At 32.8% G+C, this 16818-nt stretch carries 13 protein-coding genes, 1 pseudogene and 1 riboswitch; of the genes and pseudogenes, 4 read left to right on the top strand and 10 right to left on the bottom strand.

Going from position 1 to position 16818, the window contains the following annotated elements; translation table 11 throughout:
* Positions 1–6 precede the first annotated feature (6 nt).
* From feoB to pruA, 3 genes are all read right to left on the bottom strand, one after another.
* Positions 7–2001: a ferrous iron transport protein B gene (feoB, locus tag MHI13_RS01785; RefSeq protein WP_017175080.1), complete on the bottom strand. Its 1995-nt coding sequence runs from the start codon at positions 1999–2001 to the stop codon at positions 7–9.
* Positions 2002–2005: 4 nt separating this feature from the next.
* A complete protein-coding gene (locus MHI13_RS01780) occupies positions 2006–2233 on the bottom strand; it encodes a FeoA family protein (protein ID WP_002449375.1) in 228 nt (75 codons plus the stop codon).
* 218 nt (positions 2234–2451) lie between these two features.
* Complete coding sequence (pruA, locus tag MHI13_RS01775) at positions 2452–3996, bottom strand: L-glutamate gamma-semialdehyde dehydrogenase (RefSeq protein WP_145423062.1); 1545 nt, start codon at positions 3994–3996, stop codon at positions 2452–2454.
* 270 nt (positions 3997–4266) lie between these two features.
* On the opposite strand from pruA, the gene MHI13_RS01770 reads away from it, so the two are divergent.
* Positions 4267–5217 carry an NAD-dependent epimerase/dehydratase family protein gene (locus MHI13_RS01770; RefSeq protein WP_048681963.1) on the top strand — a complete coding sequence of 317 codons (951 nt, stop codon included), beginning with the start codon at positions 4267–4269 and terminating at the stop codon, positions 5215–5217.
* A gap of 43 nt (positions 5218–5260) precedes the next feature.
* Here the strand turns inward: MHI13_RS01770 and MHI13_RS01765 are convergent, their stop codons facing one another.
* The 3 genes from MHI13_RS01765 to MHI13_RS01755 form a co-directional block, all read right to left on the bottom strand.
* A complete protein-coding gene (locus tag MHI13_RS01765; protein ID WP_145423060.1) occupies positions 5261–7768 on the bottom strand; it encodes a glycosyltransferase in 2508 nt (835 codons plus the stop codon).
* Positions 7769–7994: 226 nt separating this feature from the next.
* A complete protein-coding gene (locus MHI13_RS01760; protein ID WP_054105897.1) occupies positions 7995–8588 on the bottom strand; it encodes a sugar O-acetyltransferase in 594 nt (197 codons plus the stop codon).
* Positions 8589–8683: 95 nt separating this feature from the next.
* Positions 8684–9553, bottom strand: coding sequence for an SDR family oxidoreductase (locus MHI13_RS01755; RefSeq protein WP_019835151.1), 870 nt, complete (start codon positions 9551–9553; stop codon positions 8684–8686).
* Between the two features lie 190 nt (positions 9554–9743).
* Here MHI13_RS01755 and MHI13_RS01750 point away from each other — a divergent pair, with 190 nt between their 5' ends.
* The 3 genes from MHI13_RS01750 to copZ all read left to right on the top strand — a co-directional run bounded on the left by MHI13_RS01750 (position 9744) and on the right by copZ (position 12770).
* The gene (locus MHI13_RS01750) at positions 9744–9950 is read left to right on the top strand and encodes a hypothetical protein (protein WP_054105898.1); all 207 of its coding nucleotides are present in this window, start codon (positions 9744–9746) and stop codon (positions 9948–9950) included.
* A 134-nt stretch (positions 9951–10084) separates the two neighbouring features.
* Entirely contained in the window at positions 10085–12472 is a 2388-nt protein-coding gene (locus MHI13_RS01745; protein WP_017175087.1) for a heavy metal translocating P-type ATPase, read from the top strand.
* Positions 12473–12560: 88 nt separating this feature from the next.
* A complete protein-coding gene (gene copZ / locus MHI13_RS01740) occupies positions 12561–12770 on the top strand; it encodes a copper chaperone CopZ (protein WP_049419633.1) in 210 nt (69 codons plus the stop codon).
* A gap of 37 nt (positions 12771–12807) precedes the next feature.
* Here copZ and MHI13_RS01735 read toward each other — a convergent pair whose 3' ends face one another.
* From MHI13_RS01735 to MHI13_RS01720, 4 genes and pseudogenes are all read right to left on the bottom strand, one after another.
* On the bottom strand, positions 12808–13806 hold the full coding sequence (locus MHI13_RS01735; protein ID WP_019835153.1) for a D-lactate dehydrogenase: 999 nt from the start codon (positions 13804–13806) through the stop codon (positions 12808–12810).
* 27 nt (positions 13807–13833) lie between these two features.
* On the bottom strand, positions 13834–15003 hold the full coding sequence (locus MHI13_RS01730; RefSeq protein ID WP_017175090.1) for an aminotransferase class I/II-fold pyridoxal phosphate-dependent enzyme: 1170 nt from the start codon (positions 15001–15003) through the stop codon (positions 13834–13836).
* A 68-nt stretch (positions 15004–15071) separates the two neighbouring features.
* Positions 15072–15186, bottom strand: a riboswitch (SAM riboswitch).
* A 63-nt stretch (positions 15187–15249) separates the two neighbouring features.
* A pseudogene (locus MHI13_RS01725) lies at positions 15250–15861 on the bottom strand (phytoene desaturase family protein); the annotation flags it as partial.
* A 115-nt stretch (positions 15862–15976) separates the two neighbouring features.
* Entirely contained in the window at positions 15977–16705 is a 729-nt protein-coding gene (locus MHI13_RS01720) for a hypothetical protein (protein ID WP_054105900.1), read from the bottom strand.
* Positions 16706–16818: the final 113 nt, after the last annotated feature.

The following is a 16818-nucleotide window of genomic DNA, read 5'->3' as shown; positions in this document are numbered from 1 at the left end:
TCATCCTTATATAAATAGTTTTGTTATTTGATAAAATGCAAATGTTAATATATACGCTGTAAAAATTGGATAAATTAATGCTGTAAGTGTCCATTTCCATGATGTTGTTTCTTTACGAATTGTTGCAACAGTTGAAATACATGGCACATATAATAATATAAAAATCATAAAGGCATAGGCAGATAAAGGTGTGAACTGTTGTTGAATGACATTCACTAAACCACCTTCACTAGAAGAATACAGGATAGCCATAGAACTTACAATGACTTCTTTGGCTAAGAATCCTGGAATTAACGTAGCGCCTGCTTGCCAACTACCAAATCCTAATGGAGCAATTAGATGTCCAAAGAATTCTCCAATACTATGCATGAAGCTTTCATCAATCTGTACATTCACCCCATGAGGACCGATGTAACTCAATGCCCAAATGACTACAGAACCACCAAAAATAAATGTACCTGCTTTTTTAACAAATCCTTTTGCTTTTTCCCAAGTACTTCTCCATAACGTTTTAACTGATGGCACTCTATATGTAGGTAGTTCTACAATAAATACGGAATTCTCACTTTTAAGAATAAACTTGTTAAGTAATGTACTTACAATTAATGCCACTACAATTCCTAATACATATAAACTTAGCACTACAAGAGATTGATACTTTTCAAAAAATACTCCTACAAAAATAGCATATACTGGCAATCGCGCCGAACATGACATGAAAGGTGCAATTAAAATAGTGATGAGTCTTTCTTTTTCATTTTCAATACTCCGTGTTGCCATAATACTAGGTACATTACAACCAAATCCAATAATCATTGGAATAAATGATTTACCACTTAATCCTATTGATTCCATTGTTCTATCCATTAAAACTGCAATTCGTGCCATATATCCTGAATCTTCTAAAAGTGAAATAAAGAAGAATAATACAATAATTTGTGGCACAAATACTAAGACTGAACCTACTCCAGCTACAATACCATCTGTAATCAAATTCTGTAGAAATGGCGCAACATGTATATAATGCATGCCTGCCTTTAACCAGTCTGTGAGCGGTCCGCTAAAGAAAGCATCGAGCTGATCTGATAATGGTGTTCCTATCCAAGTAAAGGTCGTTTGAAAAATCAGCCACATAATGACTAGAAATATTGGAATACCTAAGTATCTATTCATTATTATTTTATCGAGTTTTTCAGTTAAAAATTGCTGTTCTTCATTCGGATATTCAACGACACCATCTAATAGACGATCAATGTATTGATTTCGAATTATTTCAATATGTTGTCGTATTGATATATCTAAGTGTTGACTTAACTTCTCTTTAATAGGTTCAATTTGTTCGGAAATGACTGAAGGTAGTTCTCGCTCGATTTCCGGATTGTCTAATAAATACTGAATTGCTATAAAGCGTAAACGTTTTGAAGGATATTCTGTATGTGCTTGAATGATAGAAGTCATTTGCTTAATCGCATCTTCAGTTTCTTTACCATAACTGATTTTGAAGTTACGTTTTTCTTTTGGATTTAAAAAAGACAATTCATTTAGCAATTCCTCCGTACCTTTTCCTTTACGAGCAACAATGGGAAATACAGGTACTTTCAGTTTTCTCATTAGACCTTCATATTTAATTTTAATACCTCTTTGCGTTGCCACATCTACCATATTTAATCCAATGATAATAGGTTCATTTAATTCCATTAATTGTATTGTAAGTTGAAGGTTTCTCTTTAATTGACTGGCATCAATAATGTTAATCATACCTGTAAATGTATTTGTCATCAGATAGTCTGTGACGATTGTTTCATCTTTAGAAATAGGTGATAAATCATAAATACCCGGTAAATCGATTAAATTGCCAATATCTTTCTTTAATTGTCCAACTTTCTTTTCAACTGTAACGCCACTCCAGTTTCCAATGTATTCATACGAACCGGTTAGTGCATTAAACAATGATGTCTTTCCTACATTTGGATTACCTAATATACAGAAGCTTTCGTGCATAGGCTTACTCCTCTAACATAATTAAACGTGCATCACGTTGACGAATGCTTACACATTGGCCATTAATTTCAACAACACTTGGTCCATTTAACAAGCACTTTTGTTTAATACTGATTTTACTACCTACATTTAAGCCAAAGGCACCTAAACGATATAGCATATTTTTATTTTGAATATCAATTTGTTTAACTACATACTTTTTATCTTTTGATGCAGTGCTTACATTTATCATTCCAGTCACACTTTCTATTTGTAATTAATAATCATTCTCAACACTTAAATTATAACCTTTTTCACTTACTTTTACAATCATTTATTTATTCATTTTTCATAAATTTTATATACGATTCATACATTGTTTAGCGTATTTATTTTCTTATTTAGACTATAAAAAAAGCTATGGAAAATCGAACGAATTCGACTTTCCACAGCACCTACCACTTAGTTATGTTAGAACATCTCTGATACGACTTTTTGTTCTAAGAAGTTTAATAAATAGTCAGGACTGCCTGTTTTAGCGTCTGTACCTGACATTTTGAAACCACCAAATGGGTGGTAACCTACAACAGCTGCAGTACATCCACGATTTAGATATAAGTTACCTACATCAAATTCATTTACAGCTTGAATCCAATGTTCACGATTGTTTGTGATGACCGCTCCTGTTAAGCCATAATCTGTATCATTTACAATATCAATGGCTTCATTAAAGTTATTGAATTTGGTGAAGCCAACTACAGGGCCAAAGATTTCTTCTTGCATCACTTGATCAGAAGATGTTAATCCTGAAATGATTGTTGGATGGATAAAGTAACCTGTTGAATCATCCACTTCTCCACCAATTTCAATTTTTCCTTCTTTACTACCAATTTCAATATATTTTTTAATTTTATCGAATTGTTTTTTATTAATAACAGGACCCATAAATGTATTATTGACAGTATTACCTATTGTTAAATCTTTTGTTAACTCAATTGCTTTTTCTAAGACTTCATCATAAACAGCGCTATGCACAATGGCACGTGAACATGCTGAACACTTTTGACCGGAGAATCCGAACGCTGACGTTACAATAGAGTGTGCAGCTAAGTCTGTATCTACACCTTCATCTACTACAATCGCGTCTTTACCACCCATTTCAGCAATCACACGTTTTAAGAAAGTTTGACCTTCTTGCACAACTGCACTACGCTCGTAAATGCGTGTTCCTGTTGCACGAGACCCTGTGAATGTCACAAAATGTGTATGCACAGAATCAACTAAGTAGTCACCAATGTCTTTAGGATCACCAGGCACAAAGTTTACCACACCTTTAGGTAAGCCTGCTTCTTCTAAAATTTCAATCAGTTTATATGCAGTAAGCACTGTGTCTTCAGCAGGTTTCAATAACACTGTATTACCTGCAACCACTGGTGCTAATGTTGTACCTGCCATAATTGCAAATGGGAAGTTCCAAGGTGGAATGGTTACACCTGTACCAATCGGTTTATAGAAATATTGATTGTGTTCACCTTCACGATCTAAGACCGGTTTACCATCTGCAAGTTCCATCATTGAACGAGCATAATATTCTATAAAATCAATACCTTCAGCCGCATCTCCAACTGCTTCATCCCAAGGTTTACCCGCTTCATACACCATGACTGCTGCAATTTCTTCTTTACGACGACGAATGATTGCTGCGACACGAAGCATTAATTCAGCACGATCTTTGTGTGACCATTTACGCCATGCGTCATAAGCTTTGTTTGAAGATTCAAATGCGTTATCTACATCGTCTTTTGTCGCTTTTGACACTTTAGCTACTAATTCAGATGTATTCGCTGGATTAATTGAATCGAATGTATCATCTTTAATGATATGTTCACCATCAATGACAATAGGAAGCGTTTTACCTAAACTATGTTTTACTTTTTCTAACGTTTTTTGAAATCTTTCAACATTTTCTTGCACAGAAAAATCAATACCAGGTTCATTTTTGAAAGGTACTACCATACTTCATTACCCCCTATATGTTTCTAAGTATTTAAATTCATTCTCTAACCCTTTGTTTCTTAATCATGATATTTTCTATCATTAACTTCATTTTACTATGCTTACTCCTTCATTTGCAACCGCTTACAAAATTGTTTGTTTGACCTTTTATTCAAATACTAATGTAGCCCTATCAATACACTCTATTATATAAATAATTTATAATTTAAATAAAATAAAGTATAATAATCACAACACAATTAACCGACATCTAGAAAAGGAAGTATATATATGAAAGCACTTATCACTGGTGGAGCAGGCTTTATTGGCTCCCATGTAGCAGAATATTTTATGAAACATGACACAGAAGTACATGTTATTGACAATTTAAGTTCCGGTTTTTTAAAGAATATACCTTTTGTGAACAATGAACATATTTATATTAAAGACATCACCGATTTTGAATTTGTAACACAGTTAATACAAAAAGAACAATTTGATTTTGTCATTCATTTAGCTGCTATGGTGAGTGTAGTAGAAACTATCGAAAAGCCAGAATTATCCAATCGTATTAATATAGATGCTACTGTCAATATATTAGAAGCAATTCGAACATATAATCCAAATATTAAAAAAGTCATATTTGCTTCTTCTGCAGCTATTTATGGTCATCTACCCGATTTACCTAAATCCGTAGAACAATCTAAACCATTTCCATTATCTCCATATGCTATTCAAAAGTACGCTGGAGAACAATATGCTAAGATTTATAATCATTTATATCAAATTCCTTGTACTTGTCTAAGGTTCTTTAATATTTACGGTCCTAGACAAAATCCAACATCTGATTATTCAGGAGTCATTTCTATTATGAATACTAAGTTTTTAAATCATTCAACCTTTACATTTTATGGAGATGGTGAACAAACACGTGATTTTGTTTATATCGATGATTTAATCAATGCTATATCAATTGTTCTTAATACTACTCTAACGGATGGTTTTATCTATAATGTAGGCACAGGAACACAAACAAATTTGAAAGCTGTTTTTAAATCGTTTGAAAATGGCTTTGATTATCATATACCTTATCAATTTGAAGCTCCACGTCTTGGAGATATTAAACATTCTTGTGCTGACATTACCCCACTTAAATCATTAGGTTACAAACCTAAATATAGTATTGAAGAAGGTATTACAGCTTATTTGACTTATAATAAACATAACAACATCACTATTTAATAGAAAAACGGTTAGCTTTTATTAATATGCTAACCGTTTTTTACTATTTGAGTAGTTTATAAAATTCTTTAAGTGCTAATTGATTATATTCTTGTGCGTTAAACACTTCATATTGAGATGGTTGTTTTTGAATACACTGTTCTAATGCGACGGTGATATCATCAACATCATGACTCACAAGAGCACCATATTTACCATTACCGAGTACATAGCGGTTTGCTATAATATCTGACGCGATAATATTAACTTTTAAAGTTAATGCTTCAAGTAATACCATTGATTGTCCTTCATAATGAGACGTTAAGCAGAAGACGTCTGCTTGTTTCATGATATAGTATGGATTCTTCCTTTGACCTAATAAAAAGACATGTTTTTCTAATTTCAACCTTTTTATTTGTTGTTCTAATTGAACACGGATAGGACCTTCCCCCATAATATATAACTTTGTATGCGGATGACTGACATGTACTTTACTAAATGCATCAATAAGTAAGTCGAAGCCTTTTTCAGGTGATAATCGTCCTGCAGTTACAATTTTGAAATCGTCTTCCTTAAATGGTACTGAACTTATATCTCCATTATTGATGCGTACGAGTACGGATTGGTGTTGTTTTTCAAATTTTTCAGAGTCATCTAATTTTAATTGATTGATTTTATTCAAATTAATCGTATTTCTGGAAGTGACAAATTTCTTATTCAATGATTTATCATTCATCTTCTGTTTATTTTGATCTTTAGAAGCATCGGATACACATACTAATTGATCAAATTGACTATACAGCGAGAGTACACCTTTTAAATTTTGATAATGTATTTTAACACCGTTAACTTTTCTTTTCATATCTGCTTTAATATCACTATGTAAATAAATCAATTTACGTTTTACTTTTGTTGCTAAAATTAAATTAGCCCAAAACATAGAATACCCACTAAAATCAATCGCATAGTCGAATTGGCTATGACCTAATACTTTTCGCATTTCTCTTTCGTATACTTTCTTCGGATATATCAAATGCTCTAACGTACTTTTTAATCCTCTCTGTCTTACGAAATCGATCCTATACGTTTCTTTCAATGATGCTGCTAATGGAGGTACTCTCAAAATAATTCTAACGTTCTTATTAATACTATTTAAGTTATTTAAAACTTCAAGATTTTTACTTTTATTAGTAAACAATGTAATGTCATATGTTTCATAATCGACATTTTCTAATAAATTAATGATAGACGTTGTAATACCATTATTTTTCATACCACCAGGATAAATTAACACTCTTTTCTTAGCACAGATCTTACGTTTAGGACGCTTACGTTTACCCTCAAATAGTATGTTAATAAGTGTTTCAGTAACAGTTCCATCATCTAGATAGGTATATTGATTTTTAAAATATTGATATTTGTTCTTCACTGAATCTTCATCATATACTTTTTGCTTAATCGCTGTAATCACATCTTCAATATGATGAGCGACAGGACCAGGTAGGTCACGATTAGCAATATACATACCTCGTGATGATTGATATTCATCCAAATCTGGAGTATAGAAGACAATCGGTTTATTGGTTACTAAATAGTCAAAGAAGATACTTGAATAATCTGTAATCATTAAATCAACGATCGCTAATATTTCATTGGTATCAAAATAATCAGGAATTAAATAAGGTTTTAAACGTTTTATTTTAAGCGCGTCTTTATATAAATAAGGATGTACTTTGACTAATACTTGATAATCTAGATGATATTTAAGTTTTTCAACTTCTTCAACGATATGATTTAAACTTGCTTCTGGTGCATTGACATCCTCGCCTCTCCAAGTTGGACAATACAATAAAATACTTTGTTCTTTACTAATATGAAGATAATGATTCAACTCGCTAATTATGTCTTTTCGATTTGAATTTAAAGTTAAATCGATTCTAGGATATCCAATTTCCAAAAATTCTCCACCATAAATATTTTCAAGTCTAAAGGCTCGTTTAAAAATCGTCGTCGTATGGTGATTAGGACTAATTAAGTAATCGCTGCTTAAAAAGTTTTTAATAATATTTTGAGAACCATATAGACTATTTTCAATGTCTAATCCCATATATTTTAAAGGTGTCCCATGCCATGTATTGATATAGATTTGCTTTGGTTTTTTAATGAAATAGGATGGAAAAGTAGAATTATTAATTAAATACTTACTCTCCGTTAATGCTTTCAAATATTCTCTTGATTCTTTAATAACAAACTCTACATTTTTATAGTGCTTAAATCTTGCTTTATAAAATAGCAATGTTTCGTGATGATCTACTACCCATATGTGTTTATATTTACGATAACGAGGTTGCTGAATTAAACTTTTAAATATTGCATATGGACTATCTGTGATACTTTTTCCATCTCTCACTTGATATAATATCTGATATTCCTTAACATTATTCTTTTTATAATATTTAGCGTAAGTCATTACTTTACTTGTATAAGCAGATTTATTTTTTCTTTGTATTGGCGTAAATAAAAAATTCAATTTACGTCTTAATTGATTTGTAAGACATGTCTTAAGTGTCATATTCATTATCCTTTCTAAGTTGCTTTTATTTCTCTTAAGTTGTTTCATTAAAATGAATTGAACGATTTCAATGATGCACATATAGTAATACACACATTCAGCACTCTACAATTATATCATTTAATTATATTATATAATAAATATTTAATTTCAATACACATTGTTATTTTATATAAAAAATCAACCTTTAAGTATACGTGTTCCTACTTAAAGGTTGGTTACTATATTATTCAAAGTGATTAGGCATATTTATTGTTTCATTTTGGTCAATCGTTCTTATCACTTTTGCTGGCACTCCAGCAGCTAAACTATTCGGTGGAATATCGTTTGTTACAACACTACCTGCTGCAATAACTGAGCCATCACCAATTGAAACACCTGGCGTAACTGTCACACTCGCACCAAACCAAATATTACTTCCTATATGAATAGGTTTTGCCAATTCCCATCCTTTATTACGATCTTGATAATTAAGTGGATGATGTGCTGTATATAGTCCACATGATGGTCCTATAAAGACGTTATCGCCAATCGTAATGCCACCACCATCCATTAAATAACTATTGCTATTGATAAACACGTTTTCTCCAACTTTTATATTCCAACCATAATCTGTGTCAAATGGACTGCTGATTGAAAGTTGTTTCGCTTCATAGCCAAGTAATTCTTTTAAAATCGCTTGTCGTTTTTCTCTATCACTAGGTCGCGTATGATTATATTCAAAGCATAAGTCTTTAGCACGCTGTCTGTCCATTCTTAATTCCTCATCAAAATTTGCCTCATACCATTCGTGTGCTAACATTTTTTCTTTTTCAGTCATTGTCTTTTCCTCTTTTCTTTCTATAAATATAAAAAGTATTCTCCCTACGGTTATACGTAGACAGAATACTTTATTATCTTCGTAAGTACTACATACTAAGACGTAATATAGTCGCCACCATTAACATGGATAATTTGACCTGTAATATAAGAACTATCTGCATAACTTGCTAAGAATACATAAGCTGGCGCAAGTTCAGCAGGTTGACCACGTCGACCCATTGGTGTATCTCCACCTTGATTTTCTACCTTATCTTCATCAAATGTTGATGGAATTAATGGAGTATAAATTGGACCTGGCGCTACACCATTAACACGAATTCCTTTTTCCATCAATGATGTTGCAATAGAACGTGTGAACGACACAATAGCACCTTTCGTTGCTGAGTAATCAATAAGATGACCAGAACCACGATAAGCCGTTACACTTGTTGTATTAACAATTGCATCACCTTTACTTAAATGAGGTACTGCAGCTTGTGTTAAGAAAAACATCCCAAAAATATTTGTTTTAAATGTTTCATTGAAATGTTCTGGTTTAATATCTAAAAAGTCTTCATTAGGAAATTGCACGCCGCCATTATTTACTAATATATTGAGACCACCAAAATCGTTAACAACATTTTCAATAAGTTCTTTTGATTGATCAGCATCTTTTAAATCATGAGAATATGCTTTTGCTTTAACGCCGATTTCTTTTAAACGATTGACAGTATCTTCAGCATCTTCATGTTCATTATAATAACCAATAGCTACATCAGCGCCTTCTTTGGCATATAAAATCGCTACTGAACGACCAATACCGGAGTCACCACCAGTAATTAATGCGACTTTTCCTTTTAGTTTACCGCCTGCTTTGTATTCTTCCATTTCAGCAATAGGTCTAGGATCCATGTCTTTTTCAGAACCTGGTTGTTTTTCTTGTGTATAACCTTTAATTTTTTTATGAAAATCTAATAAGTCCATACATCTTCACTCCTTCTTTATTTACTTAACCGTTCCCATTTCTTTAATTTTTAAAACAAAATGATTACACTTACTACTTTTGAATGATATAAAGTCCATACTACAGATGCATGAAATTTTAACATAGAATCTTTATAATATAATTAATCTAAAAATGACTCATATAGAGATAAAAAAGGAGTGTTACAATATGAAAGGCATTCTAAAGGGTATCATTACTATTCTTATCATTTTAGGGCTTGTAAAAACAGTTCAAGATTATGATTTAATGAATGAAGCTAACCAATACTATAATGAAGCTAAAAGTGGTGAACTTATACAATCTATCACTCACCCAAATTTCAATAATTTTAAAGATTTAGATTTAAGTCATTTTAAACCATCTGATTTCTTTTAATATTCATAGCTATCATGAATAAAAGAACAATGTACTCATTTTATTTAGAGTAACGTTGTTCTTTTTTTATTAAGCAAGGTCATTGACTAATATACCCTAAGGGGGTATATTGAAGATGGTAGGAGGACAAAAATATGACTCAAAATCATCAAATTACCTTGAATATCATTGGTATGACATGTGCCGCTTGTTCTAATCGTATTGAAAAACGATTGAATAAAATAGATGGCGTTCATGCTCAAGTGAATCTGGCAACTGAAAAAGCAACCATTGATTATCCTAATGATCAATATGAAGTAAGCGATTTTATTGAAACGATCCAAAAATTAGGATATGACGTTGAAACAGATAAAAGTGAACTAGACGTTATAGGTATGACGTGTGCCGCTTGTTCTAATCGTATTGAAAAAGTATTAAATAAAACAACAGGCGTTAAGCAAGCAACAGTCAATCTAACCACAGAACAAGCAACGATCGATTATTATCCAGGTCAAACTGATGTTGATACGCTCATTGGACGAATACAACATCTCGGCTATGATGCTAAACCTAAACAATCAAAAAAAGAACAAGCTTCTCGTAAAGTTCAAGAATTAAAAAGAAAACGTAATAAACTCATTATTTCAGCAATATTAGCTTTTCCATTACTTTTAACTATGCTTGTTCATTTATTTAATATACCGTTACCTGAAATATTTATGAACCCTTGGTTTCAATTTATCTTAGCCACTCCCATTCAATTTATTATAGGATGGCAATTTTATGTTGGCGCATACAAGAATTTACGTAATGGTGGTGCCAATATGGATGTTCTTGTAGCACTTGGTACTAGTGCAGCTTATTTCTATAGTATTTACGAAATGAGTAAATGGTTATTAGATTCAAACACACAGCCCCACCTTTATTTTGAAACCAGTGCTGTTTTAATCACTTTAATTTTATTTGGCAAGTATTTAGAAGCACGTGCAAAATCACAAACAACACATGCTTTAAATCAATTATTAAATTTACAAGCCAAAGAAGCACGTCTTATTAAAGATGATGGAACAGAAACAATGGTTCCGCTTCAAAATGTTCAAGTTGGAGACACATTACTTGTTAAACCAGGAGAAAAAATCCCAGTAGATGCGAAAGTCATTAAAGGGACAACAACAGTAGATGAATCTATGCTAACTGGAGAATCCATGCCTATAGATAAAACCGTTGATAATGAAGTGATTGGTGCAACACTAAATAAAAATGGTGTCATTACCGTTCAAGCAACAAAAGTAGGTCAAGATACTGCTTTATCTAATATTATTAAAGTAGTTGAAGAAGCGCAAAGTTCAAAGGCACCTATTCAACGTTTAGCAGATATAATTTCTGGCTATTTCGTACCTATTGTTATTGGTATTGCCGTACTCACTTTTATCATATGGATTATCTTCGTTCATCCTGGTCAATTTGAAGATGCACTCGTTGCCATGATCTCTGTATTAGTCATTGCTTGTCCATGCGCATTAGGACTTGCAACGCCAACTTCTATAATGGTTGGTACAGGACGTGCAGCAGAAGAAGGTATCTTGTTTAAAGGTGGCGAATATGTAGAACGTACTCATCAAATTGATACAGTTGTATTTGATAAAACGGGTACATTGACACATGGTACACCAGAAGTGACTTACTTTAAAGGTGATGATACTTTATTACAATATGTAGCTTCTGCTGAAAATAATTCTGAACATCCCTTGGCAACCGCGATTGTTAAGTACGCTAAAACAAAACAGCTTACTTTAACAAATATAGAGCACTATGAAACATTACCAGGTCATGGTATTAAAGCTACAATCAATAATAAGACATTATTCATAGGCAACCGATCATTAATGTCAAATCATCATATTGATACAGCATCTTTATTAGATGAAATTACCCAAATTGAACAAAAAGGACAAACTGTCATGTTGATTGCATATGATCAGATATTACGTGGTTATATCGCTGTAGCAGACACTGTTAAATCTGAAGCCAAAGTTGCAGTTCAAGAACTAAAAGACATGGATTTACGTACGGTAATGATTACAGGTGATAACCACTCTACAGCTCAAGCTATTGCAAATGAAGTTGGTATTGATCATGTTATCGCCAACGTTCTTCCGGAAGATAAAGCTAAACATGTTGCTCATTTTCAAGATAAAGGTGAAAACGTTGCGATGGTTGGCGATGGTATTAATGATGCACCTGCTTTAGTTCAAGCAGATATTGGTATTGCCATGGGAACAGGTACTGAAGTCGCAATTGAAGCAGCTGATATTACTATCTTAGGTGGAGACATTGCCTTAGTACCTAAAGCTATTCACGCAAGTCATAAAACGATTCGAAATATTAAACAGAATCTTTTTTGGGCGTTCGGTTATAATGCTGCTGGTATTCCTATTGCTGCTATGGGCTTACTCGCTCCATGGATTGCTGGTGCAGCGATGGCATTAAGTTCTGTAAGCGTTGTAACTAATGCATTACGTCTAAAACGAATGAAATTATAAATGAATTTTAAACTTTATACTTTCATAAAAATTTAAAAAGCGTAAAATATGGGTATAGTAATTATGAAATATTCGGAGGTGACAATCAATGATTAATAAAGTCATTAAAGTAGATGGTATGAGTTGTGAACATTGTAAAAATACAATCGAATCAGCATTAGCTAAAATTAATGGTGTCAGAACTGCTGAAGTAGACCTTGATAAAAACGAAGTTCGTGTAGATTATAATGATGAACTTGTTTCAACAAAAGACTTACATGACGCTATTGAAGATCAAGGCTATGATGTTAAAGAATAATAAAAAAGTTGGAGGTAATACTCCAACTTTTTTTATTTTAATTTACCCTTAGTTTAGTCGTACCACTAGTTAAAACATCCATAGTTGCATCAAGTGCATCTACTATGAGATTTTTGACAGCTGCTTCTGTATAGAAAGCAATATGTGGTGTTAAAATAATATCTTCTCTTTTGATAAGTTGCTTTAACAGTACATCATCTATCTCTTTTCCACGATAATCACCTGGGAATAATCCTCTTTCATATTCATATGTATCTAATGCAGCCCCTTTAATTCGACCACTATCTATAACAGAAAGTAAAGCTTGTGTATCTACAATTGATCCCCTTGCCGCATTCACAAATACGGCACCTTTTTTAAAATTTGAAAAAACAACGTCATTAAACAAATGATGATTATATTTCGTAGCTGGAATATGCACGGTAACAATATCAGCTTCTTTAATTGCTTCTTCTAATGTATCTTTATAATCAACGAATTTTGCTAAAGCGTTATTTGGAAATGGATCATAAGCAACAACCTTGCTGTTATAACCTTTTCCAAAAATTTCTGCCACAATCGAACCTATGCGTCCAGTACCAATTACTGCCACAGTTAAGTCTCGGATAGATTGTGATAATATAGAAGGTTCCCAACGAAAGTCATAATTATGCACTTTATGTTGAATACGTTTTTGATACCTTACAATATTGATGGCTTGTGTAACAGCAAATTCAGCAATTGAACTTGGAGAATACGAGGGTACATTTGAGATAATGATGTCGTACTTAGTAGCTAAATCTAAGTCATACGTATCAAATCCTGCACTACGTTGTGCAATTTGCTTAATTCCATATTGTTTCAATTTCGCAAAAATCTCTTCTGTAATTGGATGTTGTTGAGATAACGATAGACCATCAAATCCTTTTACAGTATCAACTGTTGTCTCTGTTAACATTTCTTTGGTTAAATCAACATCAACATTGTTTTGTTTCGCCCACTCGTTAATATATGGTATATCTTCATCTCTTACACTCATAATTTTAATTTTGGTCATATATTGATCCTCTTCCTTCATAATTTTTTAACTATGCTTTGCTTTATACATATCAGCTAGGTCAATTAACCTACTAGCTGCTTCTTCTAACCATTTATCATCTAATGCAAGTGAGATACGCACGTAATGTTTTCCATTTTCACCAAATGGTATACCTGGAGCAACTAAAATAGATTTCTCTTTTAATAAATATTGTTCAAAGGTTTCACTATCATAACCTGGAGGTGTACGTAACCATGAATAGATACCGCCTTTAGAATGCACAAATGGTAGATGGGCTTCACTTAATTTTGCTTCAAACTTATCTCGACGCCGTTTAAATGTTTCATTCTGTTCTTCTAAAAATTCATCATAATGATTAAGTGCATACGTCGCTGCATCTTGTAACGCACCAAACATTCCAGCATTTGTATGCGTTTGATATTTCTTTAATGCTTGAATCATGTCTTTATTTCCTACTGCAAAACCCACTCGGAAACCTGACATATTATATCCTTTTGAAAGTGAGAAAATTTCAATAGCGACATCTTTACCGTGTTCTGAAGCAAGTATGCTTGGATTTTTAGCATCAAAGCCAAAAGCACTATAAGCAAAGTCGTGCACAATTTTTGTATTTGTACCTTTGAATCGTTCAATTGCTTCATCAAATACTTCTTTTGTAGCCGTTGATCCTGTTGGATTATTGGGATATGTTAAATAAACAAGCGTTGTGTTGTCTAGTACTCTCTTATCTACATTATCCCAATTTGGCAAATAATCTGGAGGATCTAAATTTAATGGAACCGGATTGGCATCTGCGAGCATCACTCCTGCTAAATAATCTGTATATCCAGGATCCGGAAGTAGCACATTTTCTCCAGGATTAACAACACATGTAGGTAAAGCTACTAGTCCATTTTTTGTACCATATAAAATACATACTTCATCTTCTTTATCTAATGTCACATTGTACTGACGTTGATAAAAATTAACAATGGCCTCTTTAAATGATTCTTTACCATGAAAGGCACCATATTTTTGATTTTCAGGAATCCGAATCGCTTCAGAAAAATGCTCAATAATACCTTCTGGTGTTTCACCATCGGGAATGCCTACTGCCATATTAATAAGTGGTAAAGGGCCATGTTCTACTTTACGTCCCATCGTTTTTCCAAAATAGCTATCAGGAATGGCTGCTAATCTTTTTGAAATAACCATGTTATTCCTCCTTAAATAAAAAGCTATATACCACTTTTGTGTGGCATATAGCTTCATGAGATATATGTCACTTATCTTTGAGGTTATTTATTATCCTCTTGGAGTTAGCACAGTACTTTATATTTATGAAGCCTGTTGCTGAAGTTTCATTGGGCCAAATCCCTTCACTTCTCTCGATAAGTTCTTACGTATTAAGTCTTATTTTAACATTACACTGATAATTGTCAATTTTCAGATTTATTTATTCTATTTCATATTTTTTATATCTTCTAACATAGCCTCTGCTGTTATTTTAGCACTTGTTAATACAATGGGTACGCCTGCGCCTGGATGTGTACTTGCGCCTGCAAAATATAAATCTTTATAATCACGGGACACGTTAGGCGGACGGTAATAATTACTTTGTGCTAAAGTAGGCATTAATCCAAAGGCTGTACCGAATTTAGCATTATAATGTGTTTCAAAATCTAAGGGTGTAAAAATAGTTTCGGATACGATATCGTTACGTAATCCTTTAAGTGATTCAATTGTTTCTGTTTTTTTGTAAATTTCATTTTTAACCTGTTCAATTATGGCTGGATTGTTCCAATCGATTTGACCTGTTTTAAGCTCAGGTACTGGCATTAAAATGTACATACTTGTTTTTCCTTCAGGAGCCAATTCCTCATCTTCAACGGAGGGGAAATAAAGATATATAGAAGGGTCTTTCGGCAATCTTCCTTCAAAGATATCGTCAATATTCCCTCTAAAATTTTCAGCAAAAATCACATTATGCAAATGAACTTTATCTTTCAAATCTCTGTTTACTCCTGCATAAATTAAAAATGCAGAACATGAATAATCCATTTTATCTATCTTTATATGTATTAAGCAAGAAATTAAAAATATTATATTAAAAAATAAAAAAGGAGAACGACATTGTCGTCCTCCTTTTTTGATAACTCGATGTCCTATCCAGTTATCTACTTAAATCTTACCACCAACCGTGACCTTGGCGGAAAGCAATTGCTGCGTCCCATGAACCATAACGTGATTTAGCATAGTTAGCCATACCTTGAGTTTGTGTAGCTACTGAACCAGTACCCCATGCTTCTTTAGTTTGACCTAAACCTCTGTAACCAATTGGGTTAACAGCATTTGGATTACCACCTGATTCAGGCATTACGATAGCATTCCAAGCAGCTTCAGTACCACCGTTAGCTAAGAATTGAGCTTTAACTGATCCACCAGTTGAAGCAGTTGAGTATGAAGTTGTTTTTGGTGCTGAGTATGAAGTTGTACGAGCACTGTAGTTATTGTAGCTAGACGTTCTTTGTACTGGAGCTGAAACAGCTTTTACATTTGAAGTGCTAGCTTGATTATTTGAACTTACTGATTGAGTTGAAGCTTGATTATAAGACTCAGTGTAGTCAGTAGTTGATTGAGCTGTGTCAGCACCACCAGTGTAAGTATAGTTCCAAGACCAAGTGTTACCATTTGAAGTAAAGTTATATTTGAAACCGTCTTTTACGAATGAAATGTTATATGCACCAGCTTGTACTGGGTGAGCATTTAATTCAGATGGGTTATTTTGAGCTAAGTCAGCTAAATGAGAATAGTTAGTTGTTTGTTCTGATGCATGTGCACTGTGATCGTTTGTTAAAGCATATCCTGTTAAACCTAAAGTTACTGCTAATGACGAAGCGATTACTGTCTTTTTCATAATAAATAATTCCTCCAAAATTGAAATATATATTTTCGTTATGTTTCGTTCTTTATTTAAGATTAATTTCTGTTTTGATTTGTTGTTTAACTTTTGACAATAGCTACTATAAC

It is taken from the genome of Staphylococcus sp. FSL K6-0223 (assembly GCF_038008285.1).
This window is presented reverse-complemented; position numbering and strand designations above follow the sequence as displayed.

Excerpts from the sequence above, each read along its gene's own strand:
- feoB (WP_017175080.1), bottom strand. The coding sequence starts at position 2,001 with ATGCACGAAAGCTTCTGTATATTAGGTAATCCAAATGTAGGAAAGACA.
- MHI13_RS01780 (WP_002449375.1), bottom strand. The coding sequence starts at position 2,233 with ATGATAAATGTAAGCACTGCATCAAAAGATAAAAAGTATGTAGTTAAA.
- pruA (WP_145423062.1), bottom strand. The coding sequence starts at position 3,996 with ATGGTAGTACCTTTCAAAAATGAACCTGGTATTGATTTTTCTGTGCAA.
- MHI13_RS01770 (WP_048681963.1), top strand. The coding sequence starts at position 4,267 with ATGAAAGCACTTATCACTGGTGGAGCAGGCTTTATTGGCTCCCATGTA.
- MHI13_RS01765 (WP_145423060.1), bottom strand. The coding sequence starts at position 7,768 with ATGACACTTAAGACATGTCTTACAAATCAATTAAGACGTAAATTGAAT.
- MHI13_RS01760 (WP_054105897.1), bottom strand. The coding sequence starts at position 8,588 with ATGACTGAAAAAGAAAAAATGTTAGCACACGAATGGTATGAGGCAAAT.
- MHI13_RS01755 (WP_019835151.1), bottom strand. The coding sequence starts at position 9,553 with ATGGACTTATTAGATTTTCATAAAAAAATTAAAGGTTATACACAAGAA.
- MHI13_RS01750 (WP_054105898.1), top strand. The coding sequence starts at position 9,744 with ATGAAAGGCATTCTAAAGGGTATCATTACTATTCTTATCATTTTAGGG.
- MHI13_RS01745 (WP_017175087.1), top strand. The coding sequence starts at position 10,085 with ATGACTCAAAATCATCAAATTACCTTGAATATCATTGGTATGACATGT.
- copZ (WP_049419633.1), top strand. The coding sequence starts at position 12,561 with ATGATTAATAAAGTCATTAAAGTAGATGGTATGAGTTGTGAACATTGT.
- MHI13_RS01735 (WP_019835153.1), bottom strand. The coding sequence starts at position 13,806 with ATGACCAAAATTAAAATTATGAGTGTAAGAGATGAAGATATACCATAT.
- MHI13_RS01730 (WP_017175090.1), bottom strand. The coding sequence starts at position 15,003 with ATGGTTATTTCAAAAAGATTAGCAGCCATTCCTGATAGCTATTTTGGA.
- MHI13_RS01720 (WP_054105900.1), bottom strand. The coding sequence starts at position 16,705 with ATGAAAAAGACAGTAATCGCTTCGTCATTAGCAGTAACTTTAGGTTTA.